Annotated in this window: 14 protein-coding genes; 9 read left to right on the top strand and 5 right to left on the bottom strand. The window is 56.5% G+C overall.

The window, feature by feature from the left end; translation table 11 throughout:
- Window positions 1-40: 40 nt before the first annotated feature.
- Window positions 41-766, top strand: a complete 726-nt coding sequence (locus SE16_RS00800) for a histidine phosphatase family protein (RefSeq protein WP_054493003.1) — start codon at window positions 41-43, stop codon at window positions 764-766.
- Window positions 767-787: 21 nt separating this feature from the next.
- A complete protein-coding gene (locus tag SE16_RS00795) occupies window positions 788-2,497 on the top strand; it encodes an NAD(P)H-hydrate dehydratase (protein WP_054493001.1) in 1,710 nt (569 codons plus the stop codon).
- A 69-nt stretch (window positions 2,498-2,566) separates the two neighbouring features.
- Here SE16_RS00795 and SE16_RS00790 read toward each other — a convergent pair whose 3' ends face one another.
- The 5 genes from SE16_RS00790 to SE16_RS00775 form a co-directional block, all read right to left on the bottom strand.
- The gene (locus SE16_RS00790; protein WP_054492999.1) at window positions 2,567-4,117 is read right to left on the bottom strand and encodes an ABC transporter ATP-binding protein; all 1,551 of its coding nucleotides are present in this window, start codon (window positions 4,115-4,117) and stop codon (window positions 2,567-2,569) included.
- Between the two features lie 3 nt (window positions 4,118-4,120).
- Window positions 4,121-5,098: an ABC transporter permease gene (locus SE16_RS00785; RefSeq protein WP_082374238.1), complete on the bottom strand. Its 978-nt coding sequence runs from the start codon at window positions 5,096-5,098 to the stop codon at window positions 4,121-4,123.
- Between the two features lie 70 nt (window positions 5,099-5,168).
- Complete coding sequence (locus SE16_RS16275) at window positions 5,169-5,330, bottom strand: hypothetical protein (RefSeq protein ID WP_200907273.1); 162 nt, start codon at window positions 5,328-5,330, stop codon at window positions 5,169-5,171.
- On the bottom strand, window positions 5,305-6,282 hold the full coding sequence (locus SE16_RS00780; protein ID WP_201782258.1) for an ABC transporter permease: 978 nt from the start codon (window positions 6,280-6,282) through the stop codon (window positions 5,305-5,307). Before SE16_RS00780 ends, SE16_RS16275 begins: the two co-directional genes overlap by 26 nt.
- A gap of 138 nt (window positions 6,283-6,420) precedes the next feature.
- Complete coding sequence (locus SE16_RS00775) at window positions 6,421-7,494, bottom strand: BMP family lipoprotein (protein ID WP_054492995.1); 1,074 nt, start codon at window positions 7,492-7,494, stop codon at window positions 6,421-6,423.
- Between the two features lie 245 nt (window positions 7,495-7,739).
- Between SE16_RS00775 and SE16_RS00770 the strand changes: the two genes are divergently transcribed.
- The 7 genes from SE16_RS00770 to SE16_RS15195 all read left to right on the top strand — a co-directional run bounded on the left by SE16_RS00770 (window position 7,740) and on the right by SE16_RS15195 (window position 19,733).
- The gene (locus SE16_RS00770) at window positions 7,740-8,156 is read left to right on the top strand and encodes a GYD domain-containing protein (protein ID WP_054492993.1); all 417 of its coding nucleotides are present in this window, start codon (window positions 7,740-7,742) and stop codon (window positions 8,154-8,156) included.
- 26 nt (window positions 8,157-8,182) lie between these two features.
- The gene (acnA, locus tag SE16_RS00765; protein WP_082374233.1) at window positions 8,183-10,969 is read left to right on the top strand and encodes an aconitate hydratase AcnA; all 2,787 of its coding nucleotides are present in this window, start codon (window positions 8,183-8,185) and stop codon (window positions 10,967-10,969) included.
- A 117-nt stretch (window positions 10,970-11,086) separates the two neighbouring features.
- Window positions 11,087-11,998, top strand: coding sequence for a R2-like ligand-binding oxidase (locus tag SE16_RS00760; RefSeq protein ID WP_054492991.1), 912 nt, complete (start codon window positions 11,087-11,089; stop codon window positions 11,996-11,998).
- Window positions 11,970-12,989, top strand: coding sequence for a BtrH N-terminal domain-containing protein (locus SE16_RS00755; protein ID WP_054492989.1), 1,020 nt, complete (start codon window positions 11,970-11,972; stop codon window positions 12,987-12,989). The genes SE16_RS00760 and SE16_RS00755 overlap by 29 nt, the downstream gene beginning before the upstream one ends.
- A gap of 214 nt (window positions 12,990-13,203) precedes the next feature.
- Entirely contained in the window at window positions 13,204-14,343 is a 1,140-nt protein-coding gene (locus SE16_RS16545; protein WP_060687084.1) for a thermonuclease family protein, read from the top strand.
- Between the two features lie 393 nt (window positions 14,344-14,736).
- Complete coding sequence (locus tag SE16_RS00745; RefSeq protein ID WP_054493338.1) at window positions 14,737-15,219, top strand: hypothetical protein; 483 nt, start codon at window positions 14,737-14,739, stop codon at window positions 15,217-15,219.
- 53 nt (window positions 15,220-15,272) lie between these two features.
- Entirely contained in the window at window positions 15,273-19,733 is a 4,461-nt protein-coding gene (locus SE16_RS15195) for a DUF3883 domain-containing protein (RefSeq protein ID WP_082374297.1), read from the top strand.
- Window positions 19,734-20,031: the final 298 nt, after the last annotated feature.

The following is a 20,031-nucleotide window of genomic DNA, read 5'->3' as shown; positions in this document are numbered from 1 at the left end:
TCCAACAGAGAACCGTTTTGATACCTGCATGTGAGGCGCTATGAACCTGTATCTCATCCGACATGCTGAATCGGTCAACAACGCCCGTTTTCGCGACGCCGACGTCATAGACCTGAGCCTGCGCGACCCCGATCCCGCCCTCACCGATTTGGGGCGCGTGCAGGCTGAACATCTGGCGCGCTTCATCGCTCACGCCGCCGAACCGTACACCCAGCACCCACACGGCAGAGCGTTGCTCACGCATCTCGTCGTCAGCCCCATGCGCCGCGCCATCGAAACCGCGCAAGCCATTGCCAGGCAAGCATCTCTTCCCGTCGAAGTCTGGGACGATATCCACGAAGTCGGGGGCATTTTCGATAGTGTGGACGACCAACAGCAGCCCCTCCCAGGCATGACCCGCGAGGAGATTCTGGCGCTCCTGCCAGACGCGCATTTGCCCCCAAGCATCACCGAACGGGGCTGGTGGCATCAGACCACAGTGGAAACATTCGCCCAAGCCCACGAACGCGCCCAGCGCGTCGCCGAACGCTTGCGCGCATACGCCGCGGCGCACCCCGAAGCACGCCTGGGGCTGGTCAGCCACGGCATCTTCTTGACGTTGCTGGTTCGTGTGCTGGTTGGCGCGCCGTTTCGCGAGCCGTTGCCGGCTTACTTCTACCACAACAACACCGGCATCACACGCCTGGAATTTATCCAACCGCATGAAATCGCCATTCACTACACCAACTTTATTGGTCATTTACCGAGTGAATGCCTCACGTACTAACCTGAGAAGGAGCAAAACGCCATGGCAATCTATGTGTACACCACCGAACAAATGCGGGCACTTGAACGCGCCGCCGATGCGGCTGGTCATTCCTATGCGGAGATGATGGAAGAAGCAGGGGCAGCGGTCGCCCGTGTGATTCACATGTTGTGGCCTGCGGAAGAGACGCGCGTTGTCGTGCTTGCGGGACCCGGCAACAATGGGGGCGATGGGCTCGTCGCCGCGCGTTTTTTGGCGCAAGCCGGCTTCAGCGTGACGGCGTTCCTCTGGAAACGCCCCGAACAAGACCAACAAGCCGAGCAAGCGCGCGCCACAGGTGTCGCGATTTTTCCCGCCGAAGAAGACCTGCACCGCCTGCAACGTGCCATTGAGCGGGCGCACATCGTCATTGACGCCCTCTTGGGCACAGGGCTCAACCGCCCCATCGAAGGCACACTCGCCGACATCTTGAAGATTGTGCAGGAAGAACAAAAACGTTCGCGCCAATTCGACGACGCGCCGCTGGTCTGGTTCACCGAAGACCCCTCGTTTTCCATCAAAATTCCGCACCGCCTGAGCGTTGTGGCTGTGGACATCCCGACGGGCATCAACAGCGACACCGGCGCCGTGGACCCCGCGACGGTGCCGGCGGACATCACCATCACATTCGCCGGTCCCAAAGTCGGGCAACTGCTTTCGCCCGCCGCCACCATGCAAAAAGCCATCATCGTCGCCGACATCGGCATTCCCGAAGCCGTCAAAGAAGCCAGCCCCGCTATCGCCGAGCTGGTGACGCCGGCGCTCGCCGCCACGCTCTTGCCGGAACGCTCCTTGTTGGGGCACAAAGGCACATTCGGGCGGGTGCTCATCATTGGCGGTAGCGTCAACTACCCCGGCGCCCCCGGTCTGGCAGCCATGGCCGCCCTGCGCAGTGGCGCGGGGTTGATTACGCTCGGTGTACCCGACCTGGTGGCGATGGCGCTTGCCCCCAAGCAAGACCTCACCAACTGCACCTGGCTCATGCTCCCCCACGACCTGGGCGCACTCAAACCGGACGCCATCAAAGTCCTCGCCGACGAGATTCCCGCCTACGACGCTCTGGTTTTGGGACCCGGTTTGGGGCAAGAAGAGATGACCTTTGCGTTTGTATGGGCGCTGTTGGGGCTTCGCGCGCATGTTGCGCCACGACCGAGCGGCATCGGCTTCATCAAAGAACACGCCACCCCCGAACCAGAAGCCCCGACACTGCCCCCCACCGTGATTGACGCCGACGCGCTGAACGCCTTGGCAGCGTTCGATGAAGAATGGGCGCCGCGCCTGCCCCCCAATCACTTCGTGCTCACGCCGCATCCGGGCGAAATGGCGCGTCTCTGCGGGGTTGAACCGTCGTATGTGCAGGCGAACCGTCTCCAACTGGCGCAGCAAAAAGCGCAAGAATGGCAACAAACCGTTGTGCTCAAAGGCGCCTACACCATCATTGCCGCGCCGGATGGGCACGTTAGTGTGTCGCCGTTTGCCACGCCCGTGCTCGCAACCGCAGGCACCGGCGACGTGCTGGCGGGGTTGATTGGCGGCTTGCTGGCGCAGGGGCTCGCCCCTTACGACGCGGCACGCCTGGGCGTCTTCTTGCATGGGCTTGCGGGGCGTTTGCTGGCGGACGAGTACGAGACCGACCGGGGCGTCCTGGCGACCGAGGTGGCGCAATGGCTGACACACGCCATCTCGGCGCTTGCCAACATTGCGGGCGAATAAAGCCCTTGCCCGAAAAACCAAAAGCCCCCGCCGCGCGGCGGGGGCTTTTTTCTTCACACGGCTCCACGCTCAATCGTTGGCGGCGGGCGTTTTCGGCGGCGTGGACTCTTCACGGATACCCGCCATCAACAACCCCAGGCGCTCCGCAGTGGCTTCCTCGACAGGCAAAATCGCCATGATTTGCCCTTCATACATCACCGCCACACGGTCCGAAAGCGACAAAATCTCGTCCAACTCTGTTGAAACCAGCAAGACCGCCGCGCCCTCATTCCGCTTCTCCACCAAACGCCGGTGGATGTATTCGATAGAGCCCACGTCCAGCCCGCGCGTCGGCTGGACAGCGTACAGCACGCGAATAGGGCGCGAAAATTCACGAGCGATAATCACCTTTTGCTGGTTCCCACCCGACAACGCCCCGGCGCGGGTGTAGATCCCCGGTGTGCGCACGTCAAATTCCTTCACCAGGCGCTCCGCCGTTTCGGCAATCACGTCATGTTTGAGCACCATGTTTTCGGAATAGGGCGGCTTGTAGTAGGTGTTGAGGATGATGTTGTCCTTGATAGGCAGGCTCAAAATCAATCCATCGTGCTGACGGTCTTCGGGCACGTGCCCCAAGCCCAACTCGTAGAAGGTGCGCGGTGAAAGGTTTGTCACGGGTTGACCGGCAATGCGAATGTGCCCTTTTTCGACATGCTTCAAGCCGCTGAGCGCCTTCACCAATTCGGTTTGCCCGTTGCCCTGCACGCCGGCAATCCCCAGAATTTCGCCCGCGTAGAGGGTGAAAGAGACACCCCGCACCGCCATATGGCCGGTATCATCACGCACCCAGAGGTCTTCCACTTCGAGCACAGGCATACCGGCATCGCGGGGCGGTTTTTCGACACGCAACAACACCGAACGCCCCACCATCATCTCCGCCAACTGTTGCTCGTTGGTCTCTTCGGGGCGTACTGTGCCAACCACCTTCCCACGCCGCAAAACAGTAATGCGGTCGGCAATGGTAAGCACTTCCTTGAGCTTGTGCGAAATGAAAATCACCGACTTCCCTTGCGACGTCAACGCTTCGATGATTTCAAAAAGTTCGTCGACTTCCTGAGGCGTCAAAACCGCGGTCGGTTCGTCCAGAATGAGAATGTCGGCTTCGCGGTAGAGGGTTTTGATGATTTCGACACGCTGACGCACCCCAACCGGCAAATCCTCAACAATTGCGTAGGGGTCTACTTTGAGCCCGTACTGTTCGGAAATCTGGCGAATGCGTTCGGCGGCTTCGCGCTTGTTGAGGAAGGGGCCGCTGGTGGATTCAATCCCCAGCATCACATTTTCCACCACGCTCATCACGGGCACCAGCATAAAGTGCTGGTGCACCATGCCAATGCCATGCTCAATAGCTTCGCGCGGGCTGCCCAACTGCACTTTTTTGCCCTTGACGATAATCTCGCCACTGTCGGGATGATACAATCCGTAGATGATGTTCATCAGCGTGGATTTCCCCGCGCCGTTTTCCCCCAGCAACGCCAGCACTTCCCCCCGGTGGAGCGTCAGGCTCACGTTGTCGTTTGCCACCACACCGGGGAACGTTTTGGTGATATTGCGAACTTCCAAGACCACTTCGGCGCTCATGGCTTACTCCTTCTCGTAGGGCTGGCCAATGGCAGCGGGTGGGCGAGCACGCCCGACGAAGCCGGCCAACACCACAATCGTCAAGATGTAGGGCAACATGCCGACAAACTGATGTGGAATGGTGCTAATCCCCAGGAACTGGAACTGTGTTTGCAAAGCGTTCGCAAACCCAAAGAGCAACGCCGCGCCCCAGGCGCCGAGCGGCGTCCATTTACCGAAAATCATCACCGCCAACGCCACGAAACCGCGCCCGTTGGTCATCGCACGCTCAAACGAGCCCACCGCTTCCAGCGTGAGGTAGCCGCCGGCGAGCCCGGCAATCATGCCGCCGATGATGACGTTGATGTAGCGCATGCGGATAACGTCAATGCCGACGGTGTCGGCGGCTTTGGGGTGTTCACCCACAGCGCGGGTGCGCAGCCCCCAGACCGTGCGGAACAGCAGAATGTGCACCACCACCACCAGCACCAGCGAGAGGTAGGTGATGGGTGGATTATTAAACAACACCGGTCCAATGAGTGGAATGTCAGCCAGCACGGGGATACGAATGGGCGTCAACTTGCCCTGTGTCGTCAACCCTTGTTGATAAAAGAACCCCGTCAATTCCAGCGCCAGAATGTTGAGCACCGTGCCGCTGATAATCTGGTCCATCTTGAGCGTGATGGACATGAACGCATGCGCCAGCCCCATCAACGCCCCCATGAGAATCGCGGCGAGCACAGCCAGGAACAAATTGCCCGTGTAGACATTCGCCAAAAAGCCCACGAACGCGCCCATGAGCATCATGCCTTCAATGGCAATGTTGATGACGCCCGAGCGCTCACAGAAAATCCCCGACAACGCCCCCAAAATCAAGGGCGTTGATTGCCGAATTGTCGAAGCCAGCAGAGCCGTCGTCACCGCAGGCGTGGCGCCATACGAAACGAAAATCAGCGCCGCGACGCCGGCTATCAGCAACCACGAACTCCGTTGGCGTACCATTGTCAAAGCATCATTTGGCATCAATATCCCTCGCAAGCCTTCAAGGATATGGTCTCAGGTCAAAAACAACTCAGCCCGAACTGCCCCAGCCGGTGCTGAGCACCACTTCTTCGCCCCCTTCGGGCGCACGCAAGCGGAAGAGTTTGCGAATGATGATGGGCGCCGAGACAAAGAGCAGCATTGTGCCCTGCACAATGCCGATAATCTCAGCGTCCACGCCATACAACTGCATCTGGTTCGCGCCGGCGCGCATCACGCCAAACAACAACGCGGCGGGGGACGACGCCCAGCGGGCTGGTTTGCGCCAGCAAGGCAATCGTAATGCCGTCAAACCCCAGCCCTGTGTTGAAGCCGGGTTGATAGCGGCCAATAATGCCGAGCGTCTCAACCGCGCCCCCCAAACCAGCCAGCAAGCCGCTAATCGCCATACTGGCAATCACGGTGCGCCCCACCGACATGCCCGCATAGCGCGCCGCCGCCGGATTCAACCCGACTGCGCGGATTTCGTAGCCAAAGGTGGTGTTGCCCAACACCCACCACGCCAGCACCGCCATGACAATCGCAATCAGCAAGCCCAGCGGCACCACGCCAATCGAAGGCAATTCCGCCGAGGGCAAAATGGCGGGTGTACGCGCAACGATGTTGCCCGGCGAACGGTCTTTCCAGGGGCCATTCGCCAGGTAGTCCGTCAGGTTGATGGCGACGAAGTTGAGCATAATCGTCGTGATGACTTCGTGCGCGCCTGTGAACGTTTTGAGCGCCCCCGGAATAGCGCCCCAAATCGCGCCCGCCAGCATGCCAGCCGCCAACGCCAGCGGCAAGTGCACAACGGGGGGCAACCCTTCAAACGCAAACCCAACGTAGGCGGCGGCAATCGCGCCCAAAATCAGCTGCCCTTGCGCGCCGATGTTGAACAAGCCCGCCTTGAAGGCAAACGCCACCGCCAGCCCGGAGAAAATCAACGGGGTCGCCTTTTCAAAGGTGCGCGCCAGACCGCGCGCCGAGCCCAACGCCCCGCGGAACATAGCCGTGTAGCCTCCCACGGGGTCCGCGCCGGCAATCACGATGATGATCGCCCCGACCACCATGGCTAGCACCACAGCCAACAGGGGAATCGTCAACGCCTGCACAAACCGCTGCCAAAGCGTTGGGGGTGTTCCGTTTGCTATCTTTGCATCAGCCATCTTCGTTTTTCCTCGCTTTGAGAATTGTGAAGAGCAGAGGGGGAGGAACAAACAGGGAGACGTTTGCGCCACCCACTCTCCTCTTCAACGGAAAGTGGGCGCCCACGTATGAAACGTGGACGCCCACCGAAGAGGCCATCAGCCGGGGTTGTAGCCGGTTTCGATCGTGCCGTTGCGCAAGCCTTCTTCGATTTCCTTCAGCTTGTCTTTCACTTCTTGCGGGATCTTGTCTTCAAAGTCGTGGAACGGCGCCAAACCGACTTCACCCACGTAGTTGCCGCTCGGGAAGTTGCCTTCCTTCGCCATCTTGATGAGGTCGAAGACGCCCGGCGTGATCAGCTTCATCGCGCTGGAAACGAGGCAGGGATGCGCTTCGGGCACCGTCAGCCACTGGTCGGTGTCCACACCAATGCAGTAGACGCCTTCGTGCGAGGCGGCTTCAATCAACGCCCCGTTGCCGGTCTTGCCGCCGGCGCCGAAGATGACATCAGCGCCCTGGTCAATGGCTTGCTTGGCCGTCGCTGCGCCCCATTCGGGGTCGGTGAAGGCCACATCCAGACCGCCGGGGTGGTAGGTCGAGATGATTTCGATATCGGGGTTGATGTAGCGGGCACCGGCTTCGTAGCCTTCCTTGAACGCCACCACAGGCGGCACCAGGTCGGTCCCCAGCACAGCCGCAATCTTGCCGCTCTTGGTAATTTGCGCCGCCAGCGCGCCCGCCAGGAAGCCCGCCTTGTCTTCATTGAAGATCAAGCCAGCCAGGTTGGGCTTTTCCGTGCCCGGCGCCTGGAACTGGTCAACGCCGATGAAGTAGATGTCGGGGTATTCTTCGGCCATCTTGGCGGTGGCTTCACCCAACGCAAAACCGACCGTCACGATGACGTTGTAGCCCTGGTCGGCGAAGAGGCGGATGTTTTCTTCGTAGTCCTTGGCGTCTTTGGTTTCGATGTAATCCACTTCCGCGCCCAACTCTTCCTGTGCACGCAAGACGCCTTCCCACGCCGACTGGTTGAACGACTTATCGTCAATCTCGCCCACGTCCGTCACGAGACCGACCTTGAACGTCATGGCTTCTTCGCCACCGCTGGTTTCCTCGGTGGTCTGTGCGCTTTCCTCGCCGCCGGCTGCGGGCTCTTCCGATGAACCACCACAAGCCGCCAGCAGGAGCGCCAGAAGCGACAGCAAGATGAACAACAATGTTCGTTTGCGCATACTTCTCCTCCTGCATCTTTCAATTTTCGGCCTTTCTGAGCAAAGGCTCGCCGAGCCATTGTATCGGATTTAGCAAGGCGCACAAAATAGCCTTCTTCTCCCACCCCAACATGCGCTTATTTCACCACCGCGGCGATTGAGCGCGCGTTCGATGGGCGTGCTCCGCCGCAACGCTCTTTTGCCATCCGCCAACTCTGGTATAATAGGCGCGCCGTCTCAAATGTCAGAACCACAGGGAGGGGCGCATGGCGACATACCTGATTGCCTGCACACTGGCACCACACCCAACACACGCAACGATTTCGTTCACTGCGCTGGAACGCAAAGCACGCGCCAAACTTGCCGCGCTTTGCCCCAATGCCCAGATACACGCGCGCTATTCGCTCCTGGGTCCTTACGACACGCTCTACATTCTCGAAGCACCCGACAATCAGCACGCGCTCAAAGCCGCCATGGTGCTCCGCTCCGTCGGCTACGCCAAAACGGAAATCTGGCCGGCGGTCGAAAGCGAGGCGTTTGACATACTAGCCACGACGTTTGAACGCCAAAGCCGGCAATTTGAAGCGACCTTCGACCCTGTGGATGAAGCGCTGGAAGAAAGTTTTCCCGCAAGCGACGCACCCTCCTGGACAGGAGGTTCCGTCACACCATCGGAGGAATAAATTGTTCAACCAAAAGAGGTGAGCCTATGACTTTACCAAACCCATTCGGCGCAAAAGATACCTTTGAAACCGGCAGTGGCCCAGCTGTCATCTATCGCTTGAGCCGCCTCGAAGAAGAGGGGCTCGGCACCATCTCGCGGTTGCCCTACTCCATCCGCGTCCTGCTGGAATCGGTGTTGCGGCAGGTGGACGGCTTCCGCGTGACGGAAGAGGACGTGGCGACACTGGCGGGCTATGACGCGAAGAACGTGCCGGCGCGCGAAGTGCCCTACTTGCCCGCCCGCGTCGTCCTGCAAGACTTCACGGGTGTGCCCGCCGTGGTGGACCTCGCGGCGATGCGCTCCGCCATGCAGCGCTACGGTGGCGACCCGACCCGCATCAATCCCCACATCCCCGCCGACCTGGTGATTGACCACTCCGTGCAGGTGGATGCGTTCGGTTCGGCGTATGCGCTCTTCTTCAACGCGGAACGCGAATACGAACGCAACCGCGAGCGCTACACGCTGTTGCGCTGGGCGCAAACGGCGTTCGACAACTTCCGCGTGGTGCCGCCGGCCACCGGTATCATCCACCAGGTCAACCTCGAATATCTGGCGAAGGTGGTGCACCTGGTCGAAGTGAACGGCGAGCGTGTGGCCTTCCCCGACTCGCTGGTGGGGACCGACTCGCACACCACCATGATCAACGGGCTGGGTGTGCTTGGCTGGGGCGTCGGCGGGATTGAAGCCGAAGCCAACATGCTGGGGCAACCCATCTACATGCTCATCCCCGAAGTGGTGGGCTTCAAACTCTACGGTGAACTGCCCGAAGGCGCGACGGCGACCGACCTGGTGCTCACCATCACCCAAATGCTGCGCCAGAAAGGCGTCGTCGGGAAATTCGTCGAATTCTACGGTCCCGGCGTCAGCAAACTGAGCCTCGCCGACCGCGCGACCATTGCCAACATGGCGCCCGAATACGGCGCAACCATGGGCTTCTTCCCCGTGGACGAAGAAACCCTGCGCTATCTCATCGGCACCGGTCGCAGTGAAGAACTGGTGGACCTTGTCGAACGCTACACCAAGGAGCAAGGGCTCTTCCGCACTGATGACGCGCCCGAACCGGTCTATACCGACACGCTCGAACTCGACATGGGCACCGTGCAGCCCAGCGTGGCTGGTCCCAAGCGCCCGCAAGACCGCATTTTGCTGAAAGACATCAAGCGCTCGTTCTGGCTCGACATGAAGAAAACCTTTGGGCGCGAGGTGGACACCACCGGCATTGACCCCGAGGTGATTGAGGCGCTCGAAACGGGCAAGGAACTGCCCACCAGCACCGAACGCACCTCGCTCTACAAGAACCACGAAGTCGAATTCAGCATTGACGACGTGGACGCCCACATCACGCACGGCTCGACGGTCATCGCCGCCATCACCTCGTGCACCAACACGTCCAACCCCTCGGTGATGATTGGCGCGGGCTTGCTCGCCAAGAAAGCCGTGGAGCGCGGTTTGACGGTCAAGCCGCACGTCAAAACCAGCCTTGCACCTGGTTCGCGCGTGGTGAGCAAGTATCTGGAAGAATCGGGGTTGCTGCCCTTCCTCGAAGCGCTGCGCTTCCACATCGTCGGCTACGGCTGCACCACCTGCATTGGCAACAGTGGTCCGCTGCCAGAAGCCATTGCCAACGCCATCACCGAAAACGACCTGGTGGTAAGCGCTGTGCTCAGCGGCAACCGCAACTTTGAAGGGCGTATCAACCCCTACGTGCGCGCCAACTACCTCGCCTCGCCGCCGCTGGTCATCGCCTTTGCGCTGGCGGGCACGGTGGATATTGACTTCGAGCACGAACCCATCGGGCACGACCCCAACGGGCAACCCGTCTATCTGCGCGACATCTGGCCGACGCAGGAAGAAATCCGCTCGTACATTCGCCGCGCCCTCAAGCCTGAAATGTACCGCGAAGAGTACGCCAACGTCTTTGAAGGCGATGAGCACTGGAAGGCGCTCGAAATTCCCAAGGGCAAAATTTACGAGTGGGATCCGAATTCAACCTACATCCAGGAACCGCCCTTCTTCATGGACTTCCCGCTCGACGTGCCCGACCTGACGCCTATCCGTGGGGCGCGCGTGCTCGCCTTGCTGGGCGACACCATCACCACCGACCACATCTCGCCCGCCGGTCCCATTCTGGTGAACAGCCCCGCCGGGCAATACCTGCTCTCCAAGGGCGTCCAGCCCAAGGACTTCAACACCTACGGCGCACGCCGCGGCAACCACGAAGTGATGATGCGCGGGACGTTCGCCAACGTGCGCCTGCGCAACAAACTGGTGCCCGGCAAGGAAGGCGGCTGGACGGTTTACTTCCCCACGGGCGAAGAAATGTGGATTTACGACGCCGCCATGCGCTACAAGCAAGACGGCACGCCGTTGCTGGTCATCGCCGGCAAGGAATACGGCACCGGTAGTTCGCGCGACTGGGCGGCCAAAGGCACCTACCTGCTGGGAATCAAAGCGGTCATCGCCGAATCGTTCGAGCGTATCCACCGCAGCAACCTGGTGGGGATGGGCGTCCTGCCGCTGCAATTCAAGGAAGGCGAAAACGCCGAATCGCTCGGGCTGACGGGGCGCGAAGTGTACGACATCCTCGGCATTGACAACGACCTGCAACCGCGCCAGACGTTGACCGTGCAAGCCACCGACTCCGAAAGCGGCGAGACCAAGACCTTCGAGGTCATTGTGCGCCTGGATACGCCCGTGGAAGTCGAATACTACCGCAACGGCGGCATTCTCCACACGGTGTTGCGCAACATGCTGCGCGAAAGCCGCAACTAAGCCGCTTCGCGTATCTCCACCCGAACCTGTCAGGTCGGCAACGGCCTGACAGGTTTTTCTTTTGCGGCTATACTTTCACCGCAACCCCGAGCAACCGTGCCAGAGAGGAGGAAGCGTATGGACTACACCCGCACGCAGTTTCTCACCGCCACGCGCGGCGCCCTCAACCGCCAGCACGCCGCCCTGCGTTTGTGGGAACGCGCCAAAAAACTGGGCGTCTGGAACCCCGCCGACCTCGATTTTTCGCAAGATACCGCCGACTGGAACCGCCTTTCCGACCCCGAACAAGACGCCATCTTGCAACTGGCGGCGCTCTTTGAAGCCGGTGAGGAAGCCGTCACGCTCGACTTGCTGCCGCTGTTGCAAACCGTCGCGCGCGAGGGGCGGCTGGAAGATGAAATCTACCTCACCTCATTCCTTTGGGAAGAAGCCAAGCATGTGGACTTTTTCGCCCGCTTCTTTGAAGCCATCGGCGTCACCCGCGATTTACACGAGTACCACGGCGAAAACTACCGCCGCATTTTCTACGAGGCGCTCCCGAACGCCCTGCACCGCCTGGAAGAAGAGCCCTCGCCCGTAAACCAGGCGGTTGCCTCGGTGACCTACAACATGATTGTGGAAGGCGTGCTCGCCGAAACGGGCTATCACGCCTGGCACGCCGCGCTGGAACGCAACAACCTGATGCCCGGCACCATCGCCGGCCTTGTGCACATCAAGCGCGACGAATCGCGCCACATTGCGTTTGGTATCTACTTCCTCTCGCGCCTGGTAGCCGAACACGGCGACCCCGTTTGGAACGCGATTGAGCAGACCATGGGGACGCTTCTGCCGGTGGCGCTGGGCGTGGTGCACGAAATTTTTGACCGCCATGAAAGCCGCTACGGCGCGATGCCGTTCGGGCTCTCGCGTGATGAGTTTCAGGAATACGCCACACGCCAGTTCCAGAAACGGTTCATGCGATTGATGCACGCCCGCACCAAATCGTTAGAGGAGATTGTGTATGGTGAAGACGCAACCGAGGACGCCTAAACCGAACACGCTGCTGCCCCTGCCGCACGCCGTGGGTGTGCACTGTTCATCCACCAGCGTGCGCGACGTGCTCGCCTACGACGGCGTCCATCTCAGCGAAGCCATGGTTTTTGGGCTGGGGAGCGGGTTGGGCTTCGTCCTCTGGCCCGACCCCGACCAGCCGCCCGCCCTGCGCTTCAACGGGCGCGCCCGCGACCTGGAAGGCAAGTTCTACGCCAACGTGGGCGCGCCGCTCACATGGGCGCGCCGCTGGGACCCCCACGCCATGCGCGAGGCGCTTGAACGTGGTCGCCCGCTTCTGGCGCAAACCGACATTCAACCGCTGCCCTACTACGACGGCGTGCATTTTGCCGGGCATGGCGTCGTCATCGTCGGGCTTGACGTGGAGGCCAACACCGCCTGGCTGGCGGACGTCATCGCCGACGAGCCGCAACCCGTGCCGCTGGATGCGCTCCAGCGCGCCATGGGTCCCAACCCCTCGCCGCTCACCGAAGCGTACCACTGGGCGCCCGCGCCGCGTGTGCACCTGCACATGGGCGCGCCGCTCATTCGCCGCGCGGTGCGCGTCGTTGTGGAGGAGATGCTCGCGCCCGACACGCCCGAGGCGGTGGGCTTGCCCGCCATGCGGCGCTACATCGCCGCCCTGCCGGAGAGCCGCCACGCCCCCAATCCGCAGTGGGTGGCGCGGTTCGCCTACCAGACGATTGAAAAGCGCGGCACAGGGGGCGGTGCGTTCCGCCTGCTCTATGCGCAGTTCTTGCGCGAAGCGGCGGCGTGGGTCCCCGCGCTGGCGGCGCTGGCTGAAGAGGCCGAAGCCATTGGGCGGCGCTGGCAAGCGCTGGCGCAGATTTTCAAGCGCACGTTCATCGAGAACGATTGGGACGGTTTCACGCAAGCGGCCGAGGCGCTTGCCGCCATCGCCGACGCCGAAGAAGCGTGGCTGGCGCGGCTGGCGGAGGCGGTGGAAGTGGAGGGTGTTTCTCGTCGGTGAGGAGCACGCCACCAAGCCCCAACCAACCACAAAAATCCCCACTGCCTTGGTGGGGATTTTGTGTTGTGCTCACTTATGCCCGCCCGGTTTCCTCTTGCACGCACCACAAGGCGCTTTTCGCGTTTGGGGCCAATGATGATACACTCATTTCCCTTTCTCCTTGCGCGGTTTCCCGAAGTGTTGCGAGCGCGCCGACGCGCGAAAAGAGGTGTGTATGCAAACCCAGAATCCGCAACCGTCCTCGTTTCCTCGGCTTCCGCTTGTGTTCTGGCTGCTGCTTTGCGTGGTCACGTTTCACGTCGTGGAGAAAATCAGCGACGATCGAAAGAGCGAGCCGCGCAGTGCACGCCAAAGCCCCACCGCGATTGTGGCAACGCGCACGCCTTCTCCCACCCCACGCCCCACTCACACGCCACGCCCGACACACACGCCGACGCGCACCCCTCAGCCCACGCCAACGCCCTACATGGTCGTCACCTCTCCCGCTGTGAACGTGCGCGTCGGGCCGAGCACAGCATACCCGGCTGTGACGCAACTGCCCTCAGGGGCAACCGCCCCCATCGTGGGGCGCGACCGCACAGGCGAATGGTGGTACATTCTGCTGGATAACGGACGCAAAGCGTGGGTTGCGGCGTGGGTGGTGCAAGCGTTTGGTGCAGATGCACACGTGCCCATTGTAGCCGCGCCGCCTTTGCCGACGGCGACGCCCACACCTTCGCCGGTGGTGGCGTCCACAGGAGTATCTTGCCTTGCGGGACGCCCCGCACAATCCGCCCAGTTGGTCGGTGTGGTGGACGGCGATACCATTGATGTGTTGCTGGACGGTCGTGTGGTGCGTGTGCGCTACATTGGCGTTGACACGCCCGAGCGAGGAGATGCGTTGTATGCAGCCGCAACCGAAGCCAACCGCCGCTTGCTGGGCAACGGCGCTCTTCTGCTGGTGCGTGACGTGAGCGAAACCGACCGCTACGGGCGCTTGTTGCGGTACGTGGTGGCCGGCGACACGTTTGTGAATGCGGAACTTGTGCGGCAAGGGTATGCGCAGGTGCTCACAGTGCCGCCGGATGTGGCGTGCGCCGATTGGTTTGTCGCCCTCCAACGCGAAGCCATCGCCGCCGGGCGCGGTCTTTGGGCGACGCCGCCCACCCCGGTCCCACCGCCCACACCCATCCCGCCCGCGCCGCCACCGCCGCCCCCGGCGAATCAATGCGATCCCTCGTATCCGGATGTCTGCATTCCACCACCGCCCCCGGATTTGGATTGCGGCGACATTCCCTATCGGCGTTTTCGCGTCTTACCACCCGACCCCCACCGTTTCGACGGCGACCATGACGGGATTGGCTGTGAACGGTAAATGCATGCCGGCGTTGCCGAGAAGGATGTGCTTAGCTGGAGCAGCAACAGCAGCGACCAAGCATTGGTGCACTCTTTCTTCCTGGTGCTCCTTTCCGGACAACCACGCAAGGCGTTATCGCCCAACGTGGAGCAGCTCTGGCTGTGGACCTTGCACGCCAGCACCTCACACTCATGGAATACGCACTATTCGCGAGCGTTTCCCCCGCCATCGAGCTTTCCAGCGCGAGATTGAGAAGGCTTTGAGGAGGGGGCATTGAAGTGAAGAGGAGTATATCGAGGCAACACATCACCACCCAACACGCCCCCGCCCCAACAGATTGACGCCCATTCAACGCTGGCGTATAGTTGCCTTATCACCGCGCTATATTCGACCGACACGTGAGGGATGCTCATGGCCGTTCTGCTCCGCCTGCGCACCTGGCAAGGCGTTGTACGCACCACGCTGGACGACCAGACTGTCGCCGAGACGCCACTGAGCGCGCTGCCAGACCTGCAAACCTTTCAGCACGATGACGATACAAACACGCCTGGGCTGGCGCTTTTCCGCGCCCTGGGCGGCCAAGCCCTGCTGGAACGCCTGGACGCGGACCCCGACGGGCTTTTGCTCCTGGACGCGGACGAAGCGGCCGACGCCCTGCCCTGGGAGTTCGCCGCGCTGCCCGACCGCAAGGCCCCGCTCTGCCTGGACTACGGCTTTCTGCGCCTGGTGGACCGGCCTGCGCCGCCCCCGCCCCCCGGCGAGGTGCTCCACCTGGTCGCTCTGGCCGCCGACCCCTTGGTGGACGCGCAGGGCAATCCCCGCCGAGAAGGCCGCCTGGACTTTGACAGAGAACTGGGGGAAGTGCGCGAGTATGTGGGATTTTACTTGCAGTGAGCAGATCCCCGAATCTAGACAAATAGTTGCAATTATTAAGGAGAAGGAAGACTATGACTGCAGATCGGCCCTTATCTCGCTCTGTTGACTATTTGGGTTTCATTGGTGCAAAACTGCGCGATTTGCAAGGGTATCGCACTCTAGCCAGTGAATTGATTCAGAATGCAGATGACGCGCGTGCGACATCTCTGTCTTTTGATATTACGGATAAAGCACTTATCGTAGATAATGATAGTGTGTTCAGCGATTGTGGTCATGCGGAAGAAGAAATATGTCTTTGGAAAAAGGAACGAGGCTATAAATGTGACTTTCATCGTTTTCGTTCTGTGGCTTCAGGAGACAAACGCTGGCAACAAGATACCATTGGCGCTTTTGGTATTGGCTTTATCGCTGTTTACCAGATTACCGATTATCCAGAGCTTATCTCTGCAGGGCGACACTGGAAAATCCGCGAGGATAATCCCGAAGAGAAACGTATTATGGCATGTGGTGGATGCACCACATGCCAAAAAGGACATTTACCAAGAACTCGCTTCATCTTGCCATGGGCATATGAAAAAGGATCTCATTTACGGAGTTCCTTACGTGTTGAATCTGTCCCCCCAGATGGACCACAGCGATTTCGCCAAGAGTTAGAATCCTTCCTTCCTGAGGCTATTTTGTTTCTTAAGCATCTTAAGAAGCTTTCGATTCTTTACAATGGCCAACTTGTACGCACGTTTGAAAAGATTCATCTAGACGGTCAAATGATCGTAAGTGAGGGTGCCCCAGAGAATGATCGAATTTGGTATCTATTTCAAGGAGACTTCACCGAAGAATCTGTAAATTTAAAACAAAAATATAAACAAATTGAAGACAAACGTTCTTCAAAAGTAACATTAGCTGTCTCAGATGCATCCTTAGAAAAAGGTTTGGTATATGCCTATTTACCTACTACCTATAATGCAGGGCTCCCATTCCATATTAACGCTGACTTTTACACTACCAATGACCGCAAACGTATTATTTTGGAAAACGATTACCAATCGGAGTGGAACAGAGCAGCTCTCCGGGCCGCTGCTCAGACATTTGGTGATGCCATTAAGCAACTACCTCAGATCCTTGGCCCCGAAAAATTTTGGGCACTTTTGAAAAAGGTTCGGGAAGTTTTTTTGCAAAATAAATGCTCTGGCGAGCCTACCCTAAAGGCATTCTGGGAATACGCACGTGAATCCCTAGCCAAAGAACGAGTTATCTACACTACACAAAAGCAATGGGTTCTTCCAAAAGAAGCATATTTTCTCTCACAAAAAGAGGAATCTAAAGCAATACCAGTGCTCGAAGCCTTAGGTTTCAAAATTGTAAACGAAATTCTACGCCCATACCAATCGTTACTTCGTGAAATCAAAATACATAAGTTGGATATCAGAGCAATATATGAAAAATTTCAAGAGTTAGGTTTTATACAGCGTATCAAGCCTAACGAACTCCCCCCTGCGCTAGCCCAAAAAGAATACCTCGAGGCTTTATGGTCGGAAATAGCCCTTCTGTTAAAGCATCAACCTGAATTTTCTGAAAGAATCAAATCTCTGCCACTCGCCCCAGGTGATGATGGATCTCTTTGGCCTTGCAAAGACATTTATCAAAGTGATGAGGAGACGATAAACCTTTTTAAACGTCTATGCCCAGATATTGTTTTTTTATCTTCAGAGGAAGCGTTTAAGCCTCTTCGCCACCTCTGTCCTCCATTTACTGCCAGAGTAGCAGTGAAACTTTTACAAGAAATGGATTCTCAATTTCTAGAACATCTTTGGGCGCAACGGCATCTACCAATCGATCAAATTTTACAATGGTTCGAAAAACGACGAGATATTGTTTTGCAAGATAAAAATCTCAAAAAATCTTTCAAGCAAATCCCTATGTTTCCCAGTGGGAAGAATTTGCGACGACTAGCAGATCTTGCATTACCAGGTAACTTTAAGGATCCGATTGGTCTTGCCGATGTGGTTGATCTTCATGCTATTGGTATGCGCTACGATTTTTTACGTGATTTGGGTGTGCAAGAACTTGATTTTCTTACATATGCCACTAAATTTCTTCCAGAAGCATTAAAAGATGATATCCCCCACGAAAAGCGCCGCGCTGCAGTGCGTCTTTTAGCCCATCATCTTGGAGAGTTAAAAGAAAATCCAAGTGCCCGGGATATCCTAGCACAGATTCCTCTTATAGAGTGTTCGGACGGACGTTCTTATCCAGCTACTGAATGTTACTTCCCTAATGCCGACGTGCGCAAGTGTCTTGGTGACTCTACACCCTACGCTCTTCTTGAAAATCCGCCTAGTGAACCAATTGAGGACCTGTACCGGTGGTTGGGTGTGGCAGATAAACCGCGAATTGACGATCTTTTGAAGAAAATCGACGAAATTTCTTCGAGACACTATAGTCCTGAATCCGTGAAACAAATCGAACTCATTGTAGGATTTTTAGACCAATATTATCAAACAGCCAATGAAGTAACGAAGCAAAAACTAGAGAAACTTAAACGAATCGCTTGGCTTCCGGCTGAAGGGAAAATTGACCAATGGTACAAGCCTGATGAATTATATGCTGTATATCAGAAATACCTTTTCGAGAGCCAAGCGCTATTTCTAGGCTTATCTAGGGCAGTTCAAAATGAGGCTAGTAATTTCCTTAAGTTTTTGGGCGTTCAACATGTTCCACCCACAGAATTGGTTGTCAATCACTTACTGCATTGCATTGAGCGACAAAAAAAACCTCATAAAGAAATTTACAATTTCTTAAATTCCAAGACCAATGACCCTAACATTAAAAAACTACAAGGAACAAAATGTCTCTGGTCTGATGGAGCATATTACAGGCCTGATGAAGTTTTTTGGCAACAACATAATTTTGGACGTTATAGAAAGCAGCTCGAGTCAAACCTTCGTCAAATCAATGATTTTCTAGAGAAAATCGGGGTAAAAGAGCATCCCACGTGGGAAGATGCTTTAAAGGTATTACAAGAAATTTCGGAAGAATTTGGCTCCAGAAATATACCTCTAGACGAGGAAGCACATACTGTGCTTTGGCATTGCTGGATCATGCTCAACGAAGCATTAGAAAATGAAAACGAAAACATTGTAAGCCAAGCACTTAAAACCTTGCAAACAATCAAATGTGTTCCCAACAACCAACGAATTTTATATCAGCCAAGTTGGATTTTCATAGAAGACCAGCACGGTCTTGCAAATAAATTTAATGATTTTTTGAAAGGGAACATTGTTATCCCCCCCCTGAATACACGCAAAGCTTTAACGGCTGCGGGGGTTCGATTACTCAGAGAGGCTGTTCAAGTACAAATTGTTGAATGTGAACAAAGAGTTGATGATCTCGAATTGACCGAGATCATTCGGACTCGCCGCCTCCTTTTCCAGCGGATAGTAGCATCTGCAGATAAAGATATCCGTGAGAAACAACTGCTTCGTTTAGATACTTTACGCTGTCAATCTGTTGCATTATTAAAAATTCGATATCGATTGCAAGCTTTTAATCGTGAAATCATAAGTAATCCAGAGACAATATCTGCTCTTTATATTGAAAAAGACAACTTGCTTCTTTTTACACCACAAAATAGGGAATATCCTTACCTACCCTTAGCCCGCGAATTGGCTCTAGCCTTACTTGCAGATGGAGACCCAGGACTTTTGGCGTCAGCATTTAAAGACGTACTCGCTGCAAAAACTTTTAAGGAAGCCCAAAGAACACTTGATGAATTATACTATGCTCCCTTAGGAGAGATACCTACCCAAGTGACGAAGAATGTTGAGGCTATTAATACATTAGGTGAGGATAGGTTTATTGAGACGATATATCCTCCCGAGAGTACTCAAACACATAACACTCCTGCTGATACTCTTTTGGACGAATCTATCAAATCCAACCCTGCTGAAAATCTGAATGAAGAAAAACATCAGGCACCCCCAAAAACTAGAAAAGCATACGACTTCCCGCTTACTGAAAAATATTCAAAAAAGAAAAATTCATCCCGCCATCGCCAATCTACACGTATGGTACTCAGGAGCTATGTCATTCACTCTGATGAATCTGCAGCACTCACAACAGAAGATTCTCCAAGCATAAGCCAAGAACATAGAAAGCGGATAGATCAAGCCGGCATTCAGCGGGTTTTAGACTTTGAGAAGAATGCGGGGCGTATTCCAGAATCAATGCCTCATACTCATCCCGGGTACGATATTCTTTCTAAGGATAAAGAAGGGAATATAGTGCGCTATATTGAAGTCAAGTCTTTATCAGGTAAATGGAATGGGCAATATGTTACTTTATCAAAAACTCAATTTGAAAAAGCGCAAAAACTAGGCGATAAATTCTGGCTGTACGTAGTTGAACAAGCTGAAAGTGAAAATTACCGTATTTACTGCATACCAAATCCTGCAGCCTACGCTAATCACTTCATGTTCGACGATGGCTGGCGAAGTATTGCAGAAATTGAACCAACTACCTCTAATTCTGAATAAAAGCCCTTTCTTTTGCTGGTGTTCTTTAGATCACGGCAAAGAAAAGGCTCTGCGCACAATGGGTAACTAACCAATTCCCAAGATAAATCTCTATGAGCAGTTTAGCATATTAGGGCACATGGTTAAAGAATTTTTGCATCCATTGACTTATATTTTCCCTAATCAACCAATCAAGCGTAATGTGGTTGCCTTAATATGTCATGCCACTTGCTGCAGCACATCAGCAAAGCCATGTAGAGCGGAGGAAGGTTAATAAAAATGGGAAGAAGATAACACTTCTTCCCATTTACACAGACCG

This window comes from Ardenticatena maritima (assembly GCF_001306175.1).
Classification (GTDB): domain Bacteria; phylum Chloroflexota; class Anaerolineae; order Ardenticatenales; family Ardenticatenaceae; genus Ardenticatena; species Ardenticatena maritima.
This window is presented reverse-complemented; position numbering and strand designations above follow the sequence as displayed.